Genomic DNA, 20481 nt, shown 5'->3' with positions numbered 1-20481 from the left:
GGCCGGAAGCCGGTGTATCCGGGAGGCGGCCGAGAAAACCGTTTGAAATTCACCACTCTGCGACGCGAACCTGTCACGGCTTGTCAGCGCTCATCGCCGCTTCCCTCCCCTGACACGAGCAACTGGGACGTCATGCAGATTCAAGACCTTCCGTACTCCGATCCGGGCGTCCCCGACGCACGTTCGGGCCCACGATTCCTGTGGTGGCTCTGGCGGAACCAGCTGGGCGGACAGCTGCAGTCGCTCGCCTGGGGCCTGCTGCACTTCGTCTCCGTCTCGGCGCTGCCCTTCTGCGTCGGTCTCGCCGTCCAGGCGGTCGTCGACCGCTCCGGCACCCGGCTGGCCCTGACGGGTGGTCTGATGCTGCTGTGCGGCACGGGCATCGCCCTCGGCGACACCTTCCTGCACCGGGCCGCCGTCACCAACTGGATCACGGCCGCCGCGCGCGTCCAGCAACTGCTGGCCCGCAAGGCCTCCCGGCTGGGCTCCGGCCTGACCCGGCGGGTGGCCGCCGGCGAGGTGGTGGCCGTCTCCACCGGTGACGTCGAGAAGATCGGCTGGTTCGTCGAGGCCGTCTCCCGGTTCACCGCCGCCGCGTTGACGGTCGTCGTGGTCTGTGCCGGCCTCCTCGTCTACCAGCCCGCCCTGGGCGTGGTCGTCGCCGTCGGACTGCCCGTGGTGGCCATCGCCGTGCTGCCGCTGCTGCCCCGGGCGACGCGGCGCGCCGACGTGCAGCGCGGGAAGGCGGGCCGGGCCACCGAGCTGGCCTCGGACACGGTCGCCGGACTGCGGGTGCTGCGCGGCATCGGCGGCGAGGAGCTGTTCCTCGACCGCTACCGCCGGGCCTCCCAGGAGGTACGGCACGCCGCGGTGCGCAGCGCCCGGATGTGGTCGCTGATCTCCGCCATTCAGGTACTGCTGCCCGGACTGCTGCTCATCGCCGTCGTCTGGCACGGCATCCACCTGGCTCGCCAGGGCCGCATCACCGTCGGCGAACTCGTCACCGTCTACAGCGCGGTCATGGTCCTCAACTACCCGCTGCGGCACTTCGAGGAGATCGCCATGGCGTACTCCTTCTCGCGCCCGTCAGCCAAACGGGCGGCCCGCGTGCTGTCGCTGGAGCGGTCCACGGCCACCGAGGGCACCCGCGAGGCGGAGGCGCCGGGTGGCGACCTGTACGACCCCGGCACCGGTCTGCTGGCTCCCGCCGGCCGTCTCACCGCCGTGGTCTGCGGCGACCCGGACGCGGCGGGCCGGCTCGCGGAACGGCTGGGCGGTCATCCCACCGAGCCGGGCCGCTCGGTGCTGCTCGGCGGGGTGCCCCTGGACGAACTCCCCCTGGACAGCGCCCGTACCGCCGTCCTCGTCCAGGACAAGGACCCGGTGCTGCTGTCGGGCACCCTGCGCGAGCTGCTCGACGTCCCCGCCTCCGGAACCGTACGGGCCGCGGACGCGCTGGAGGCGGCGCAGTGCGGCGACGTCCTGGACGCGCTCGTCCAGGGATCGCTGGACGCCGCGGACCCGATGGCCGCCCGTATCACCGAGCGCGGGCGCTCCCTGTCCGGTGGCCAGCGCCAGCGGCTCGCGCTGGCCCGGTCGCTGATCACCGACCCGGAGGTGCTGGTGCTGGACGAGCCGACCTCCGCGGTCGACTCGCACACCGAGGCACGGATCGCGGACGGGCTGCACCGGCTGCGCTCGGGGCGCACAACCGTGGTGTTCACCTCCTCACCGCTGGTCCTCGACCGCGCGGACCTGGTCGCCCTGGTCCACGAGGGCGAGGTCGTCGCAGTCGGCGTGCACCGCGAACTGATCGACGGCGAGCCGCGATACCGGGCCGTGGTCACGCGGGAGACGGACGACGAACTGATCGCGGCCGACAAGGGTGCCCTGACGGGCGCGCGGCAGGAGCTGGAAGAGATCGAGGAGAGCGCATGATCGGCGTTGCGCCACCGGCGTACGACCCGGCGGCCCCGACGACCGCCACCACCCTGCCCGTCGGCGCGGCGGCGACCGTACGGGCCTACGTCACCGAGCTGTTCCGTCGGCACCGCCGGGCCTTCCTGCTGCTCATCACGGTCAACACGGTGGCCGTGGTCGCGTCCATGGTGGGGCCGTACCTGCTCGGCGGCCTGGTCGAGCGGCTGTCCGACGGGGCACGGGAGCTTCATCTCGGCCTGACCACCGGTCTGTTCGTGCTCGCGCTCGCCGTGCAGGCCGTGTTCGTACGGCAGGTACGGCTGCGGGGCGCGATGCTCGGTGAGCGGATGCTGGCCGACCTGCGCGAGGACTTCCTCGTCCGGTCGGTCGGACTGCCGCCGGGCGTGCTGGAACGGGCGGGCACCGGCGACCTGCTGTCCCGCATCACCACCGACATCGACCGCCTCGCCAACGCGATGCGCGAGGCCGTGCCCCAGCTGGCCATCGGCGTCGTGTGGGCGCTGCTGCTGCTCGGCGGACTCGTGGTGACGGCACCGCCGCTGGCTGCCGCTGTCCTGCTCGCCGTGCCGGTGCTGGTGGCCGGGTGCCGCTGGTACTTCAAGCGGGCGCCCGCCGGCTACCGCTCCGAGGCCGCCGGATACGCGGCAGTCGCCGCCGCGCTCGCCGAGACGGTGGACGCCGGCCACACCATCGAAGCGCACCGGCTCGGCGACCGCCGGGTCGCCCTGTCGGAGCGGCGGATCAAGGAGTGGACGGCCTGGGAGCGGTACACGCTCTGGCTGCGGTCGGTGCTCTTCCCGGTCATCAACGCCGTGCACGTCATCGTGCTGGGCTCGGTCCTCATGGTCGGCGGGGTGTTCGTCCTGCACGGCTGGATCGGGGTGGGCCGGCTGACCACGGGCGCCCTGATCGCGCAGATGCTCGTCGACCCGGTGAACCTGATCCTGCGCTGGTACGACGAGGTGCAGGTCGCGCAGGTGTCGCTGGCCCGGCTGGTCGGTGTGCGGGACATCGAGCCGGACGCGGGGGACGCCTCACTGGCACCGGACGGGCGGGACGTGCACGCCGACCGGGTGCACTTCGGCTACCGCGAGGGCGTCGACGTGCTGCGCAAGGTGTCCCTGGAGGTCGCCCCGGGCACCCGGCTGGCCCTGGTCGGCCCGTCGGGGGCGGGCAAGTCCACCCTCGGCAGGCTGCTCGCCGGGATCTACGCGCCGCGGGAGGGCCGGATCACCCTGGGCGGCGCGGAGCTGTCCGGGATGCCTGCGGAACGCGTCCGCTCGCACGTCGCCCTCGTCAACCAGGAACACCACGTCTTCGTCGGCTCACTGCGCGACAACCTCCTGCTGGCCTGCACCGGCGCCACGGACGCCGAGCTGTGGGCCGCCCTGGGCGCGGTCGACGCGGACGCCTGGGCGCGGGCGCTGGACGACGGCCTGGACACCGAGGTCGGCTCCGGCGGACTCGCGCTGACCCCGGCCCAGGCCCAGCAGATCGCGCTGGCCCGGCTGGTGCTCGCCGATCCGCACACCTTGGTGCTGGACGAGGCGACCTCGCTGCTCGACCCGCGCGCGGCCCGGCATCTGGAACGCTCCCTGGCTCGCGTCCTGGACGGCCGCACGGTGGTCGCCATCGCCCACCGCCTGCACACCGCCCATGACGCCGACGTGATCGCCGTCGTGGAGAACGGCCGCATCAGCGAGCTGGGCAGCCACGACGAGCTGGTCGCCGCGGACGGCGCGTACGCCGCGCTGTGGCGGTCCTGGCACGGGTGAGGATCCGCCGGCCGGTACGGCAGCGAGGCACCCGCCCGCAGCGCCGGTCACCACGCTCGCCACGGGTATGCCGCCGACCGCACCCGGACCAGCCCCGCCGGACACCGTGGCCGCGACGGCCGGAACCCGGGCCGGTCGGGGCGGGACGGGGCGGCATGCGGGGGTCTGCCGGTGTTCGGGGTGTTCGGGGTGCGCGGGACCACGGCGGGGCGACGTACGGCGGGCTCCGCCAGGGCTTGAGATGCCGCGGCTCCGCCAGCGCTTGAGATGCGCGGGCTGCGGTGGGGCGGCGTGCGATGAAGGCCGCCGGTTTTCGGAGTGGGGGGTCGTGGTGGGGCGGCTTGCGATGGAGGGCGCCGGTTTCCGGAGTGGGCGGGTCGTGGTGGGGCGGCGTGCGATGGAGGCCGCCGGGGTGCGCGTCCGGCGTTCGGTGGAGTCCGTCCGCGGGGCGGCCGGGCAGGGCCCGGTGGGGACTGCCGGGTGCCGGTGCACGAGTGGTGGGCCTGACCGGCGTCCGTGCCGTTGCGCGGTCCCGAGCAGGGGTGGAAGGCTGGAGAACGGCACAGGCTCGGGGAACGCTCCGGAACCACCCGGTCCGCGGCGTGTGACACCCGTGCCGCGCGTGCCGACGGCCCGCCGCCCATCGCGGTGGCACCCGGCCGTCCTCACCACCTGGAGGTACTCGTGGACAGCGCCGACGGCTGGGGGGACGACGTCTACCAGCCCGATCCCTCGGAGATCCGGGAGGACTCGGGGGTGCTCGATGTCGAGGACACACTGGACTTCGACGGCGTCAACGACCCGCTCGACCGCGGCTGGTCCCCTCCGGAGCGCCCGTGGGCGGTTGAGCACCGCGGGGTGACGGCGGCCGAGCGCCAGGCGGGCGAGACCCTCGACCAGCGGCTCGCCGAGGAACTGCCCGACCTCGACACGCCCGGCGGCGACGGCCTCGGCGACTGCACCGGAACCGACGGGGAACTCCTGGACAACGAGGTCGGCCACCTCCGCTCCGGCCGGCTGGTGGCACCCGACGAGGGAGCGCACGAGGACGAGGAGGCCGCCCTCGTCGCCACCGACGTCGGCATCGACGGCGCCGCCGCCTCCGCCGAGGAGGCCGCGATGCACATCGTCGACGAGGACTCCCTGTCCGGCTGAACCGCACGAGGAGCCGCCATGCAGGAGGACAAGCACCCCGACTACCACCCCGTGGTCTTTCGTGACCGCGCCGCCGGCTACGCGTTTCTGACCCGCTCGACCGCGCGGAGCGAGCAGACCATCGAGTGGGACGACGGCCGGACCTACCCGGTGATCGACGTGGAGATCTCCTCGGAGAGCCACCCCTTCTACACGGGCAAGGCCCGCACCGTCGACACCGAGGGCCGCATCTCCCGCTTCGAGCGCCGGTACGGCGGGGCCGACGCGGGCGACGCGACCTGATCCGGAGCGGTGCCTCAGGTCAGGTGACGGGTGCCTCAGATCACGTTGAGGGCCGCCGCGCAGCCCACTCCGCCGAGCAGCATGAACACGGGCATCAGCACCTTCAGCTCCACCCAGCTTCCGGCGCGGAACCGCATCGCCTTCGGCGGCCCCACGGGGTACCAGCGCTTGCGGCCCAAGGGGATCGGCCACAGGATCGGGCAGCCCGACACCGTCAACGCGTCCCCGATGTCGTGCACCAGGGCGCCGAGCACGATCGGCAGGCCGAGCCACAGGTACTCCTGCCCCGGCGCGGTGAACAGCCAGTGGGAGCCGTTGCCCGGCTTGTCCAGGATGCCCGCGAGAATCCATGCGCTGGTCGCCGCCAGCAGCCAGACCAGGACATCGCTGCTGGAGCCACGCGCCGCCCGCCACAGCAGGCCCTCGATCGCCAGCACCATGTGCGTGAACAGGATCGCCAGCACCGCCCACCGGCCGCCGGTGATCGCCGCCGCCGAGCAGCCGGCGCCCAGCAGGACCGCCCACAGCCAGGTGTGCGTCAGCGTCCGGTGGCCGCCGGAGCGGCGCGGGTCGCCCTTCATCCTGGTCGCCTTGTAGACGCCGTACGACAGCTTGTCCACGATCTCGCAGATCCAGCGCGAGAGCGGTCCGAAGGCGCGCGAGATGGTGGCCGCCTTGTGGTCGAGGTCCGGGGCGAGCGCGGCACCCGCGCAGATCAGAGCGCCGACGAGGAGGACCGGCCAGGGCATCGGGCGCCCGGCCGCGGCGGCGGCCGCTCCGACGCCGAGCCAGGCCGCGGCCCCCGACAGTGAGTGTGCTGGTCCCATCATGGCCGCTTCCCGCCCCATTCCTCGTGTGCCGCTGTCCAGTTGACCTGGTGCGCTGACCCTGCGTCGGCGTCACAGCGTAGCGGCCGTGATCTTCGTGCCCGCAGCCGATTCCCTTCTCGGGGACGAGGCCAGGCAAGATGGGTGTGTGACCCTCATCGATCAGCTGCCGCCGACCGCCGACCCCGACGCCCTGTACGAAGCCTTCGAGTCGTGGGCGCAGGAGCGCGGTCTCACCCTCTACCCGCATCAGGAGGAGGCGCTGATCGAGGCGGTTTCCGGCGCGAATGTGATCGTCTCGACGCCCACCGGCTCCGGCAAGAGCATGATCGCCGCCGGCGCGCACTTCGCCGCCCTGGCCAGGGACGAGGTCACCTTCTACACGGCCCCGATCAAGGCGCTGGTGTCGGAGAAGTTCTTCGAGCTGTGCAAGCTCTTCGGCACCGAGAACGTCGGCATGCTCACCGGCGACGCCTCCGTGAACGCCGACGCTCCGGTGATCTGCTGCACCGCCGAGGTACTGGCCTCGATCGCACTGCGCGACGGCAAGAACGCGGACGTCGGCCAGGTCGTCATGGACGAGTTCCATTTCTACGCCGAGGGCGACCGCGGCTGGGCCTGGCAGATCCCGCTGCTGGAGCTGCCCCAGGCGCAGTTCATCCTTATGTCGGCCACTTTGGGCGATATGTCCTTCTTCGAGAAGGATCTCACCCGCCGCACCGGCCGCCCCACCGCCGTGGTCCGCTCGGCGACCCGACCGGTACCCCTCTCCTACGAGTACCAGCTCACTCCGCTCACCGAGACGCTCACCGACCTGCTGGAGAGCAAGCAGGCGCCGGTGTACATCGTGCACTTCACGCAGGCGCAGGCCGTGGAGCGGGCACAGGCGCTGATGAGCATCAACATGTGCTCGCGTGAGGAGAAGGACCAGATCGCGGAGTTGATCGGCAACTTCCGCTTCACCACCAAGTTCGGCCGCAACCTCTCCCGTTACGTCCGGCACGGCATCGGCGTGCACCACGCCGGCATGCTGCCCAAGTACCGGCGCCTGGTGGAGAAGCTCGCCCAGGCCGGTCTGCTCAAGGTCATCTGCGGCACGGACACGCTCGGTGTGGGTGTCAACGTACCCATCCGGACCGTGCTGTTCACGGCGCTGACCAAGTACGACGGCAGCCGTGTCCGCACCCTGCGGGCCCGTGAGTTCCACCAGATCGCGGGCCGGGCCGGCCGGGCCGGCTTCGACACGGCGGGGCTCGTCGTCGCGCAGGCACCCGAGCACGTCATCGAGAACGAGAAGGCGCTGGCGAAGGCGGGCGACGACCCGAAGAAGCGGCGCAAGGTGGTGCGCAAGAAGGCTCCGGAGGGCTTTGTCGGCTGGACGGAGAACACCTTCCAGAAGCTGATCGAGTCGGAGCCGGAGCCGCTGACCTCGCGTTTCCGGGTGACGCACACGATGCTGCTGTCGGTGATCGCCCGCCCGGGCGATGCGTTCGAGGCGATGCGTCACCTTCTGGAGGACAACCACGAGCCGCGCAGGCAGCAGCTGAGGCACATCCGGCGGGCGATCGCGATCTACCGTTCGCTGCTCGACGGCGGGATCGTGGAGAAGCTCGACAAGCCCGACGCCGAGGGCCGCATCGTCCGGCTCACGGTCGACCTCCAGCAGGACTTCGCGCTCAGCCAGCCGCTGTCCACGTTCGCGCTCGCCGCGTTCGAACTCCTCGACCCCGAGTCGCCCTCCTACGCCCTCGACATGGTGTCCGTCGTCGAGTCCACCCTGGACGACCCACGGCAGATCCTCGTCGCCCAGCAGAACAAGGCGCGTGGTGAGGCCGTGGCCGCGATGAAGGCGGACGGCGTCGAGTACGAGGAGCGCATGGAGCGGCTCCAGGACATCACGTACCCGAAGCCGCTGGAAGAGCTGCTCTTCCACGCGTACAACACCTACCGCAAGAGCCACCCGTGGGTCGGCGACCACCCTCTGTCGCCGAAGTCCGTCATCCGGGACATGTACGAACGGGCTATGTCCTTCACGGAGTTGGTGTCCTTCTACGAGCTGGCCCGCACCGAGGGCATCGTCCTGCGCTACCTGGCCGGCGCCTACAAGACCCTCGACCACACCATCCCGGACGACCTGAAGTCCGAGGACCTGCAGGACCTCATCGAGTGGCTCGGCGAGATGGTGCGCCAGGTGGACTCCAGCCTGCTGGACGAGTGGGAGCAGCTCGCGAACCCGGAGGAGATGACCGCCGAAGAGGCCCAGGAGAAGGCCGACGAGGTCAAGCCGGTCACCGCCAACGCGCGGGCCTTCCGGGTCCTGGTCCGCAACGCGATGTTCCGCCGGGTGGAACTGGCCGCCCTCGACCAGGTCGAGGAGCTGGGCGAGATGGACGCCGAGTCGGGCTGGGACGCCGACGCCTGGGGCGAGGCGATGGACAAGTACTGGGACGAGTACGACGACCTCGGCACCGGTCCCGACGCCCGCGGCCCCAAGCTGCTGGTCATCAAGGAGGAGCCGGAGCACGGTCTCTGGCGCGTCCGCCAGATCTTCGACGACCCGAACAGCGACCACGATTGGGGTATCAGCGCGGAGATCGACCTCGCGGCCTCGGACGCCGAGGGCCGTGCCGTCGTCCGCGTCACCGATGTCGGCCAACTCTGAGCTGCTGACAGCCGGTTGTGAGCCAAGGAGAATCCACACGATGACCAACCCGGCCGAGAGACTGGTCGACCTGCTCGACCTGGAGCAGATCGAGGTCAACATCTTCCGCGGCCGAAGCCCGCAGGAGTCGCTGCAGCGGGTCTTCGGCGGCCAGGTGGCGGGCCAGGCGCTGGTCGCCGCCGGCCGCACCACGGACGGCGACCGCCCGGTGCACTCGCTGCACGCGTACTTCCTGCGCCCGGGCCACCCGGGCGTGCCGATCGTGTACCAGGTGGAGCGGGTCCGCGACGGCCGGTCGTTCACCACCCGCCGGGTCACGGCCGTGCAGCGGGGCCGCACGATCTTCAATCTGACCGCCTCCTTTCACAAGCCGGAGGAAGGACCGTTCGAGCACCAGCTGCCGCCGGCCCGCGAGGTGCCGGACCCGGAGTCGCTGCCCACGGTCACCGACGAAATACGCAAGCATCTGGGCGCGCTTCCGGAACAGTTGGAGCGGATGGCGCGGCGCCAGCCCTTCGACATCCGCTATGTCGACCGGCTGCGCTGGAACGCCGAGGACATCGAGGGGGCCGAGCCACGCAGCGCCGTGTGGATGCGCGCGGTCGGACCGCTGGGTGACGACCCGCTGGTCCACACGTGCGCGCTGACCTACGCCAGTGACATGACCCTCCTGGACGCGGTCCGCATCCCGGTCGAACCGCTGTGGGGTCCGCGGAACTTCGACATGGCGTCGCTGGACCACGCGATGTGGTTCCACCGGCCGTTCCGCGCGGACGAGTGGTTCCTGTACGACCAGGAGTCGCCGATCGCGGTGGGTGGCCGGGGTCTGGCTCGGGGCCGCATCTACAACCTGCAGGGCCAGCTGATCGTGTCCGTGGTGCAGGAGGGGCTGTTCCGCAAGCTGGGCTGACCTGCGGTTTCACCGATCGCCGACCGGCCCGCGTCGCCTCGTGCGACGCTCTGCGGGCCGGTCGTTACGACGTTCTTGCCGACGAAGCAGGGGTCGTGGTCCGAGGCGCACCCCACCGCGTCTCGTCGCGGTCGACACGCTCGGCCTGCTGTCGGCGGCAGCCACCGCTGCGGACGTCGTTGACGGCACCAGTGGCTTCGTCCTGCTGGGCGACGGTGAGGGCACGGGCTGCGACCCTCGACGGCAACACCGGGGGCCTTGAGGTTTCGTCCAACACGATGTCGGCACCGGTGAAGATCAACGACAACTGCGCGGGCAACTCACCCACCCTGCAGCAGTCGGGCAACACCGTGAACGGGCCGCACAGCGGCCAGTGCAAGTGAGTTGAGCCCACAGCCCTGTCCGGCCGACTCGCCGGACAGGGCATCGCGCTCAGTTCCTCAAACGACGTACACACATCGGTGCCGTAGTACGCGGGTTGGTGGCGGGTCTCCCCCTACCCAGAGCAGGGCCGAGCCAGGACATCACAGCGACCGAAGAACTACTCAGCGATAAGTCATCAATGGGGTCAATAGCTTTGAAAAATCATCTACTACGCGTCGTGACCGCATGCCGGGCACCCGCGTTAAGCCGGGCCAGGGCACCGTCACCCTCACCGTTCCGGCCAGTGCCCTCTTGCCCCTGACTGATGAAAGAGGTGCGCGGTGCAGACACGCCCCGGTCCCCGGCCTTCCGAGATCGACCGCCGCCTGGCCCGTGACCCCCTCGCGATCGTGGGTCTGGCCGGCAAGTTTCCCAAGGCGGGCGACGTCCACGAGTTCTGGGACAACATCGTGGCGGCCCGGGACTGTTCGGATGTCGTGCCCGAGAGCTGGTGGAGCACCGACCACCACTATGATCCCAACCCCTTCGCCGAGGACAAGACCTACTGCCGGCGCGGCGGTTTCCTCACACCGGAGATCTTCGATCCGCGGGAGTTCGGCATGCCGCCGAACACCGTGGACTCCACGGGGCTCGTACAACTGCTGAGCTTGGTCGTGGCCAAGGAAGCTCTGCGGGATGCCGGATGTGGTCGGGAGGACTGGTATGAGCCGGCGCGCACCGGTGTGGTGCTGGGGGTGTGCGGGACCAACTCCACCCTGATCCCGCTGGCGGCCCGCCTTCTTGTGCCACAGATCGCGGAGACCATGGTTGCTCTCGGCGTGCCGGAGGCAAAGGCGCGGCAGGTCCTGCGGACGCGTCTGGCGTCTCTGCCCGGATGGACGGAGGATTCCTTCCCCGGCATTCTCGGCAACGTGGTCTCCGGGCGGGTCGCCAACCGGTTGAATCTGGGTGCGGCGAACCACACCGTGGACGCGGCCTGCGCCAGTTCGCTGGCCGCGCTGCGCTCTGCAGCCGATGAGCTTCTCAGCCGTCGCGCGGACCTGATGCTGACCGGCGGATGCGACGCGGACAACTCGATCGTGTCGTTCATGTGCTTCAGCAAGACCCCGGCGTTGTCCTTCACCAGCCAGGTCCGCCCCTTCGATGCGGAGGCCGACGGCACGCTGGTGGGTGAGGGCATCGGGATGCTGGCTCTGAAGCGTCTGGAGGATGCGGCGCAGCACGGCGACCGCATCTATGCCGTGCTCCGGGGGTTGGGCAGCTCCAGTGACGGACGAGCCCAGAGCATCTACGCACCCTGCGGGAACGGGCAGCTGACGGCCTTGCGGCGCGCCTACGAGGACGCCGACTGTGCGCCGCAGTCGGTCGAGCTGATCGAAGCACACGGGACGGGTACCCCGACGGGGGACCAGGTCGAGCTCTCATCCCTCAACACGCTTCTCGCAACGCCGGACGAGCACCATTACGCGGCGGTCGGAAGTGTGAAATCGCAGATCGGCCATACGAAGGCGGCCGCCGGGGTGGCCGGACTGATCAAGGCGACGCTGGCGCTTCACCACAAGGTGCTCCCGCCCACCATCAACGTCGACAACCCCAGCCCCGAATCGCTGCGCGAGAACAGTGCCCTCTATGTGAACACGGCGGCTCGCCCGTGGGTGCGCGACGCCTCCCGGCCGGTACGCCGAGCAGGGGTCTCCGCCTTCGGCTTCGGCGGCGTCAACTACCACGCTGTCCTGGAGGAGTTCCCCACCGGCGCAGAACAGCAGGAATACGCGCTGCACCGCACCCCCCGAGCCTGTCTGTGGCATGCGGAGGACGCCCAAGAGCTGCGGCAGATGCTGGAACGGCGTGACTCCCCCAGCACGGAACCGGCGCCTGAGGCGTCCGCGCGTATGGGGTTCGTGGCCACCGACCCGCAGCAGTACGAGGAGCTGCTCGATCTGGCTGTCGAACGGCTCCGCAGCGATCCGGGGAAGGAGAGCTGGAGCCACCCTCGCGGCCTCCACTACCGCAGGGCTGGTCTGCCGACCGGCACCAAGGTGGGTGCGTTGTTCGCCGGGCAGGGCAGCCAGTACGTGGAGATGGGGCTGCACGCCGCCATGGGTCTGCCCCCAGTCCGTGCCGCCTTCGACACAGCCAACGTGCTCTTCCCTTCCACGGACAGCCTTGCGCGGGCCGTCTTCCCGCCACCGGGTACGGGCGCCCCGCAGACACACTCCGACCGGCTCCGCCGCACCTCCTACGCCCAGTCGGCGATCGGTGCGCTGTCCATGGGGCAGTACCGCTATCTCCGGGAGCTGGGATTCACCCCGCACGGGCTGCTGGGCCACAGTTTCGGTGAGTTGACCGCGCTGTGGGCGGCCGGTGTGTTGGACGACGAATCCTTCACCGCTCTGGCCCGCGCCCGGGGTCAGGCCATGGAACAGCCGCCCGGAGAGGGCACCGATCCCGGGGCGATGGCCGCAGTGCGCGGACCGGCCGACGCCCTGACCGAAGCGCTGCGCAAGCACCCGGACCTGGTGCTGTGCAGCCGTAATGCCCCGGACGACCACGCGGTCGGCGGACCCACCGCCGCGGTGCGGCGGTTCCTGGAGTGGTGTGCGGACCGCAATCTGGCAGCGCGGGAACTTCCGGTCGCCGCCGCGTTCCATACCGCGCGGGTGGCGCACGCGGCCGAGGCATTCGGTGCGGCCTGTGCAGAAGTGAACTTCGCACCCCCGCAGCTTCCGGTGCACGCCAACACCACCGGTGCGGCCTACGGCCAGGATGCGGTGCAAAACCGTCGCACGCTGGTACAGCAGTTGCAGCACCCTGTGGACTTCGCGGCCGGTGTGGAGGCGATGTACGCGGACGGCACCCGGGTCTTCGTCGAGTTCGGTCCCCGGCGCACCCTGACCAACCTGGTGGCGCGGATCCTGCGGGACCGTGATGTGGAGGTCGTCTCCTGCGATGCAGGACCGGGGAAGGACAGCTGCGCGGCACTGAAGGACGCGGCGGTACGCCTGGCCGTGCTGGGCCTGCCCCTCGTCGGCATCGACCGCTACGACGCGCCACCCCGCGGTCAGCACCCCGCGCCGTCCACCGTCGCACGGACCTTGGAGGGACCACTCTTCGCGACGGAGAAGCTCCGCCCGACCTACGAGAAACTCCTCGCCGACGCCGCCGCTGCCGAATCCCGGCACGAGCAGTCCCCATCGCCCCAGCCGGACCTGCTGCCCGCGTCTGCCGCCGCGGTCCGTGACCAGGAGACGGACCCACTCACCCGCGCCGCCGCCGAGCACCTGGCCGCACACACGAGGTACCTGGACGGGCAGCTCCGTACGGCCGAGAAGCTCACCGACCTTCTGCGCGAGGGCACATCAAGGGGCCGGGTGGAGGAATCGCTGGCCGCGGCGGTCAACGCCGTCACCGAACACAGCCTGGCCCTCGGGGAGGCACACACCAAAGCCGGCCAAGTCGTCACCGATCTGCTCCGACTGCCCAGTGAGGGACAGCCGCCCCTCCCCTACGATGCCTCCGGCACGCTCGACAGCGACCCGCCGGTCGACCAGGACGGCCGGCGGTCCGTGATTCCGCACCAAGCCGGCATCGCGTCGGCCGAGGCTCCCGCTGAGAACAGCGACCAGTCACTCCCGCCTGCCGGCACATCGGCGCTGGCGGAGCTGTGGGCCACGGGCGGCCCGGCAGGACCGCAGGCCGCGATGGATGCCAGTGCAGTGGACCCCGAGGAACTGGAACGGGTCTTCCGTGCCGTGGTCGCCGAGAAGACGGGCTACGACATCGACATGATCGAGCCCGACATGTACATCCAGGAGGACCTGGGCATCGACTCACTGAAGCAGGTGGAGATCGGTGCGGAGATGTGGCGCCGCTACCCCGTGATCAGCCGCAGCGAGATGTACCGATTCAGCGAGGCCAAAACGGTCCGCGAGCTGACAAGGCTGCTCGAGGAAGTCATCACCGGCCCCACCCGGCCCCAGCTGCTGCCCGGCCGCCAGGACCCGCACGCCGGCCGCGCCTATGTCGCGCTGCGGGAACTCCCCACCGTCGATGTGTGCACCGCGGTCTACGGCGAACAGCCACACGCTCTGGTCCTCGACGACGGGGGCGACCTGGCGACCGTACTGTCTGACTCTCTGGCCTCCCAGGGCTGGCAAACCTGCCGCATCCTCCTGCCGGGAGCTGCCCCCGGCGATCAGGCTGACCAGAGTGCCGTTCATCAGGGCGAGGAGGAACCGGTCCTGTGGCGCCTCGAAGACTGGGAGGAGAAGACGCTCGACGCATGCCTGCGCGGCATCCAGGCCAACAGTCCACGTATCGACCTGTGCGTCCTTCCCATCAGTCGCTCCACAACGGACGACAGTCGCTCCACAACGGACGACGCGAGCCGGACCATCGAGCGGCTGCGGCACGCCGTACTGATGGCCAAGCTTGTCCGCCCCGCCCTGGAGGACGCAGCCCAAGCCGGCACACGGGCAGGACTGGTGACAGTCACCCAGCTCGACGGGGCCTTGGGCTACGCCGGCACAGGCGGCGACACCACCGCGGCGCTCGCCGGCGGACTGGGCGGTCTGGTCAAGAGCGTTGCCCTGGAAGCCACCACCTTGTTCTGCCGGGCCCTCGACTTCGCTCCCGAACTGACCGGCCAGCAGATCGCCGACGCCTTCACCGCGGAGATCGCTGACATCGCCACCGATGTACGCGAAGTCGCGCTGAACGGCACCGTTCGCCGCACTCCCCACCTCTGCGAGACATCCTCTCCCCTGCTGCCCGCCTCCCGGCAGCCCGCAATGCTCCGCGAGGACGACGTGGTACTGGTCACCGGAGGCGCCGCAGGCATCACCGCCTGGTGCGTGGAAGAGCTCGCACGCGCATATCCGTGCCGCTACCTTCTGCTCGGCCGTACTCCACTGGAGGAGGAACCCTCCTGGGCCGCCGACCTGGACGGCGACGAAGCCCTGCGCCAGGCCCTGGAGAACCAAGCTGGAGAGGCAGGCGAGGACCCCTCTGCGGAGCCGGCGCGCTCGCGCATCGAAAAGCGCAGCAGGCAGCTGATCCAGCAGCGCGGCATCCGCTCCACTCTGGAGGCGCTGCGCGCCCATGGCGCCCGGTCCGAATATCTGACGGCCGACGTGCGGGACGCGGCGGCGGTGGCCACCGCCCTGGCACCGCACGCCGACCGCATCACCGGCGTCCTGCACGGCGCGGGCATCCTGCGGGACCGCTCGCTGAACGAGGCGACACCGGAATCGATCGCCGCCGTGGTGGACACCAAGCTGGCCGGGCTGTGCAACGTGCTCAACGCGCTGCACACCGACCGAATCCGCCACCTGGTGCTCTTCTCCTCCGTGGCGGGCATCTGGGGCAATGTGCGGCAGAGCGACTACGCCCTGGCCAACGAGAGCCTGAACCGCTTCGGCTGCGCCTTCCAGGCAGCACACCCCGACTGCCGTGTTCTGCCCATCGCCTGGGGCCCCTGGAGCGGCGGCATGGCCGCAGCGGTGCAGCAAGTGTTCATGGACGCCGGCGTACCCGTGCTCTCCCGCGAGGAAGGCTGCGCCCACCTCCTCACAGCGATGGCCGACCGAGACGGGGGCGGCGGGTCGGCCGTTGCCGTCATCGGCCCGACCGCGCCGCTGTACCACCGCGTCGAACGACTGCCGGAGCAAGGACTCACCGTGCACCGCATGCTGACCGGGCTGGAGGACGAGCCGGTCCTCCGGGACCACTGCTTCTTCCAGCACGCCCCGACCCTGCCGATGACGGCGGCCGTCGGCTGGGCCCTGGGCACCATCGAACGTGCGCATGGGGGGCACCAACCCGTGGTCGAGGTCCGTGACTTCCGCATCAGCCACGGCATCACGTTCCCCGGCGGGCACGAGCAGCGCTTCCGCGTCCGGCTGGTTCCTGAGCCCCCCATGGGTGGTACGGCCGGCTCCGGATGGGTGCGGGCAACCGTCCACGACGCCGGTCAGCGGCAGAAGCAGCGTTTCGAGGGCCGCTTCCGGCAGGCGGAACGGGCCCCCGAAGCGCCACGGGCGGACGTACCACCCCACACACTCGACGAGACGCTGCATCCCGGCTACACCGACGGCAGACTGTTCCACGGGCCGTCCCTGGCCGGCCTGCGGAATGTCCTGAAGGAGGAGGACAACCGGCTGGTCGTCGCCGCGCGCATGCCCGATCCCGGTCTGGCCAACGGCGCCTACGCGGGACATCTGTACAGCCCGGCCCTGGCAGACCTGCTCCTGCAGACCGCCTTGCTGGCTCTGTTGAAGAAGACCGAGAGCCGGGACATCCCCCTTCCTGTGAGCGTCGAACGCCTGGAGCTGTTTTCTCCGCTGCCCGACGACGGCGCATTCGTCGTCACCGTCGAGGTCCAGGACGACTACGTCACCACGCCGTTCTTCTCCCGGTGCACGCTCACCGCCTCCGCACCCGATGGACGTATCCACCAGCGTTGGTCCGGCGTGCACATGCTGTGGGTCAGCCCCGCCGCTCTAGCCAACGGGATCGCCGGCCAGGCCAACGTCGTCGGCCAGGGATGAGCGAGGAGAGGATCATGGAGGAACTCGCCTTCGAAGGCGTACCCCTCGCGGTGTCGCCGGCCGAACCCGTACCCGTACCCGTACCAAGGCCCCTGCCGGCTGCTGCGTCCGACGCCGCGGCAGTGCGGACGAGGCTGGCCGAGCGCATCCAGCAGGCACACTCGGCAGTGCTCGATGCCCACCAGGCGATCACGGCCTGGCAGCTCGCGCACACCTCAAGGCCCCGTTCCCCGCGGATGGCTCCGCGGGGGGTCGCGTCCGGCGCGGCCGCACCGATGTCCGAGTGCCCGCCCGCCGACAGAGCCGTCGCGGTCCTGCGCAGCGCAGCCGCCGCGATGCGCGCAGCGGACGCGACCCCGGAGGACCACACCGCGATCACGATGACGTGGCACGGCGAAGCGCCGGATGCGTCCGGCTCGCTGCGCACCGACAGATGCGGCGCTACGTGGCGGGTGAGCGACGGGGACCGGATCCTTGCCGAGCTGACCCTCCACCAGGCCGGGTACCCCGAGGCGTGGCCGCAGCATGCGGTACACCGCTTCCCGCCTGATCCCCGCCCGCTGGCCCGCACCAGCGTGCACGCGCTCACCGCCACCGACCTGGAGGTCCTGGGTAAAGGCGGCTTCGCCGCAGTCTTCGGTTCCGGCTTCCGACAGCACGGTCTCCCCTCGTCGGCACTGCCTGCCCGCTGGCCTGCCGGGCTGCTGGACGAAGTCACCGTCATCGATCCGCGTGGCGGCCGGTACGCGCGAGGACGGCTGTGTGGGACGACGCAGCTGTCCGTTCCGCGCTCCCCCGCCGCGGAAGGCGGCGAGCAGGCGTGGCCGGGGCTCGTCGCAGCGGCGCTGTACGCCCTCCGCGTTTACGCCTTCCACCAGGGATTCCACCTCTGCGTTCCTGGCGCACGCACCGTACCGTTGCCCGGCCACCCAGCCCTCGTGGAAGTGCTCCATGCTTCCACACGGGGCGACACCCCCCTGGAGCTGGACATGAGCGTGTACGAAGCGGGCTTGTTCCCGCAGCCGTATCTGGTCGCCGACTGCCTGGTCACGGCGAAGGGTCAGCCCGTGGCTCAGCTTCGTGACCTCGGCATCGCTCTCAAGCAGACCCCGCAGACCACCGTCCCCCGGCAACGCATCCGCGTGTGCGCCTCCGGGGAACGAGCGCTGGCCGACGAACTGGACGCGGCGGTGGCCTCCGAAGGGCCGCCCTTGAGCGCCGACCGGGTCATTGACAGGGAGTCCACCGCTCAGGTCCGCCCACGACTACCGCGGGGAGACCTGCGCATGATGGACCGTGTGGCACGAGGCGACGTCACTCCAGGTGAGTACCGGCTGGGGAGCGGTGGGGTCGGAGAGTACGACGTGCCCGAAGACCCGTGGTTCCTCCGTGAGAACAGGGGCACGGTGCCACAACTCGCGCTGATGGAAATGGCGTTGCAGCCAGCCGGGCTCTTCAGTGGGTTGGCGGGCGTGGCCAGCGAGTATCGCGACCAAGACCTGAACTGCCGTAACCTGGAAGGGCGGTTCCGCCTGCTACGTCAGGTGGAACTCCCTGGCGACACCGTCGAACAGCACGTCGTGCTGCGCTCGCACACTCCCCTGCCCGGCGGGATTCTGCACCGATACGGCCTCGAACTGCACCTCGGCGGCAGCCCGTTCTATACGGGCGAGGCCGTGCACGGCTTCTTCACTCCGGAACTGATGGCCCAGCAGCAGGGCCTCGACGCCGGCAAGTGCATCCCACCCTGGCTGGACCGCCGGCACCCGACACCGTCCGAGGTACGCCGACTCGACCTGAGCGGGGACACCCGGCTGGGCAGCGGGCGTCTGGCCTTGCTGGGGGAGGTGGCGATCGTCCCCGCCGGCGGCGAGCACCGCGCCGGGTATCTGTTGTGCAGCAAACCGGTACGCAGTGCCGACTGGTTCTTCGACCACCACTTCCTCCACGACCCCGTGATGCCGGGGTCAGCGGGGGTGCAGATGCTCTACCAGGCCGCAAGCGCCTACGCCCTGCACACCGGGCTGCTGGATCACGTGCCGGATCCCAGCTTCTCCATCGCCGTGGGTGAGGAGCTGCGCTGGTCGTACCGCGGGCAGGTCCTGCGCGAACACCGTCGGGTGCGCGGGGAGGTACACATCCGTGAGGTCAGGCAGGACGGGGAAAGCGTGCGGATCCTCGCCGACGGCAGCGTCTGGCGTGATGACCTGCGCATCTACCAGGTGGACAACATCGCGATCGATGTCCGGGCCGCGCAGCAACCTCGCCTACGGCCCGCCCAGCCGTCGTTCGTCCGGACGGAGGACCGATGACCACAGCGGGGGTGCGGCACGACCCTGACGGCGTGTACGAGGTGTTGGCCGATCTGGACCGGCCCTGTTACATCGTCAGCAGTCGCGGCCGGGTGGGCGCAACCCACCACGCCCCCGCTTCGGGAAGCGGTCTCACTCTCCTCGCGGCCGCCGCGCCGCAGCCCCCAGGCAGGCTCGGCTGCGCGGCGTTCCGCCACCACCACGGCGTTCGGTACGCCTACATGGCCGGGGCGATGGCCGGCGGCATTTCGTCAACGAACCTGGTAACCGCACTGGCCAGGGCCGGATATCTGGCCTCCTTCGGCGCCGCGGGGCTTCCGCCCGCCCGCATCGACCAGGCGTTGAGCGAGCTGCAGCGTACGCTGGGCGCTACCGGCGTGCCTTACGCATGCAACCTCATCCACAGTCCGATGGCCCCCGCTCAGGAACGGGAATGCGTGGAGGCGTGCCTGCGCCACAAGGTGCGCTGCGTGGAGGCGTCCGCCTTCGTCCAGCTCACCCCTGAGCTGGTGCGCTACCGCTTGGCCGGACTGCGCCCCGGCCCCGGCCCGGAAGGTGCCGCGCCCCGGATCGAAAACCGAGTCATCGCCAAGGTCTCCCGTACGGAGACCGCCGAGCTCTTCCTGCGTCCGGCCCCCCGAACCCTCGTGGCCGACCTCGTGGCCCGGGGCCTGGTCACCGCCGAACAGGGCGAGCTGGCCCGCACGGTGCCGATGGCCGATGACATCACGCTGGAGGCGGACTCCGGCGGGCACACCGACCGTCGACCGCTGACCGTGCTGTTGCCCGCCGTGATCAACCTGCGGGACCGGCTCGCCAGGGAGTCGGCGCACCCCATGCCGGTACGCATCGGAGCCGCCGGCGGCATCGGCACCCCCGAGGCCGTCATCGCCGCGCTCGCACTCGGCGCCTCATACGTCGTCACCGGCTCGATCAACCAGGCTGCTCTGGAGGCCGGGACCTCCTCCGGTGTCAAGCAGTTGCTGGCCGAAGCGGGGCTGGCCGACTGCACCATGGCCCCGGCGGCGGATCTGTTCGAGCAGGGCGTCACCGTCCAGGTGCTGGGCCGCGGCTCCCTCTTTGCCGGACACGCCTCCCGTCTGTACCGCCTCTACCGCGACCACAGCAGCCTGGAGGCTCTGCCGTCCGAGGATCGCCGGATGCTGGAGAGCCGGATCCTGCGCCGGCCGCTGGAGTCGGTCTGGAAAGAGACCGCCGAGCACCTTCTCCACCACCACCCGGATTGGCTCCAGCGCGCCGAGAAGGACCCCAAACACCGTATGGCGATGGTCTTCCGCTGGTACCTGGCCATGGCCTCCCGCTGGGCAGCCACCGGCAAGCACGACCGGCGCAGCGACTGGCAGATCTGGTGCGGCCCTGCCATGGGCGCCTTCAACACCTGGACAAATGGCAGCGCCCTCGCCGATCCCGCCCAGCGGCACGTCACCGCCATCGCCGACCACCTCCTGCGCGGCGCGGCCTTTCACGGCCGCATCACCCAGCTACGCCTGGCGGGGGTACGCCTGCCGGCCTCCTGCACCCATTACCGTCTGCCTCTGGCCAGCTCAGCGCCCACCCGCCTCGCAGATGATGCGGTGGAAGGCAGGCCGAGGCGGGCGGTGGAAGTGCCCCGGTGAGGTGAACCTGCGCTCATCGTCATCATGCGTCCCGTGGCCCGGTACCTC

Annotated in this window: 11 protein-coding genes; 10 read left to right on the top strand and 1 reads right to left on the bottom strand. The window is 70.5% G+C overall.

The genetic code is table 11. The features are described 5' to 3' along the window. The first annotated feature begins 132 nt into the window (after positions 1–132). From ABZ624_RS12300 to ABZ624_RS12285, 4 genes are all read left to right on the top strand, one after another. Complete coding sequence (locus ABZ624_RS12300; protein ID WP_360085916.1) at positions 133–1938, top strand: ABC transporter ATP-binding protein; 1806 nt, start codon at positions 133–135, stop codon at positions 1936–1938. After that, a complete protein-coding gene (locus ABZ624_RS12295) occupies positions 1935–3716 on the top strand; it encodes an ABC transporter ATP-binding protein (RefSeq protein WP_360085913.1) in 1782 nt (593 codons plus the stop codon). The genes ABZ624_RS12300 and ABZ624_RS12295 overlap by 4 nt, the downstream gene beginning before the upstream one ends. Before the next feature lie 684 nt (positions 3717–4400). Continuing rightward, positions 4401–4871 carry a DUF5709 domain-containing protein gene (locus tag ABZ624_RS12290; protein WP_360085910.1) on the top strand — a complete coding sequence of 157 codons (471 nt, stop codon included), beginning with the start codon at positions 4401–4403 and terminating at the stop codon, positions 4869–4871. Between the two features lie 18 nt (positions 4872–4889). Further along, entirely contained in the window at positions 4890–5153 is a 264-nt protein-coding gene (locus ABZ624_RS12285; RefSeq protein WP_360085907.1) for a type B 50S ribosomal protein L31, read from the top strand. 35 nt (positions 5154–5188) lie between these two features. On the opposite strand, the gene ABZ624_RS12280 is transcribed toward ABZ624_RS12285, so the two are convergent. Beyond that, positions 5189–5983, bottom strand: a complete 795-nt coding sequence (locus tag ABZ624_RS12280) for a metal-dependent hydrolase (RefSeq protein ID WP_360085904.1) — start codon at positions 5981–5983, stop codon at positions 5189–5191. 145 nt (positions 5984–6128) lie between these two features. On the opposite strand from ABZ624_RS12280, the gene ABZ624_RS12275 reads away from it, so the two are divergent. From ABZ624_RS12275 to ABZ624_RS12250, 6 genes are all read left to right on the top strand, one after another. Continuing rightward, on the top strand, positions 6129–8642 hold the full coding sequence (locus ABZ624_RS12275; protein WP_360085901.1) for a DUF3516 domain-containing protein: 2514 nt from the start codon (positions 6129–6131) through the stop codon (positions 8640–8642). A gap of 40 nt (positions 8643–8682) precedes the next feature. Next, a complete protein-coding gene (locus ABZ624_RS12270; RefSeq protein ID WP_360085898.1) occupies positions 8683–9552 on the top strand; it encodes an acyl-CoA thioesterase II in 870 nt (289 codons plus the stop codon). A 215-nt stretch (positions 9553–9767) separates the two neighbouring features. Then, entirely contained in the window at positions 9768–9935 is a 168-nt protein-coding gene (locus ABZ624_RS12265; RefSeq protein ID WP_360085895.1) for a hypothetical protein, read from the top strand. Positions 9936–10256: 321 nt separating this feature from the next. Next, positions 10257–16484: a beta-ketoacyl synthase N-terminal-like domain-containing protein gene (locus ABZ624_RS12260; protein WP_360085892.1), complete on the top strand. Its 6228-nt coding sequence runs from the start codon at positions 10257–10259 to the stop codon at positions 16482–16484. A gap of 14 nt (positions 16485–16498) precedes the next feature. Then, on the top strand, positions 16499–18796 hold the full coding sequence (locus tag ABZ624_RS12255) for a 3-hydroxyacyl-ACP dehydratase (RefSeq protein WP_360085889.1): 2298 nt from the start codon (positions 16499–16501) through the stop codon (positions 18794–18796). Then, complete coding sequence (locus ABZ624_RS12250; protein WP_360085886.1) at positions 18793–20433, top strand: PfaD family polyunsaturated fatty acid/polyketide biosynthesis protein; 1641 nt, start codon at positions 18793–18795, stop codon at positions 20431–20433. The genes ABZ624_RS12255 and ABZ624_RS12250 overlap by 4 nt, the downstream gene beginning before the upstream one ends. Positions 20434–20481: the final 48 nt, after the last annotated feature.

Source organism: Streptomyces sp. NPDC007205, assembly GCF_040634095.1.
Taxonomy (GTDB): Bacteria; Actinomycetota; Actinomycetes; order Streptomycetales; family Streptomycetaceae; genus Streptomyces.
Note: the sequence above shows the minus strand (reverse complement) of the source record. Positions and strands in the feature narration are given on the sequence as shown.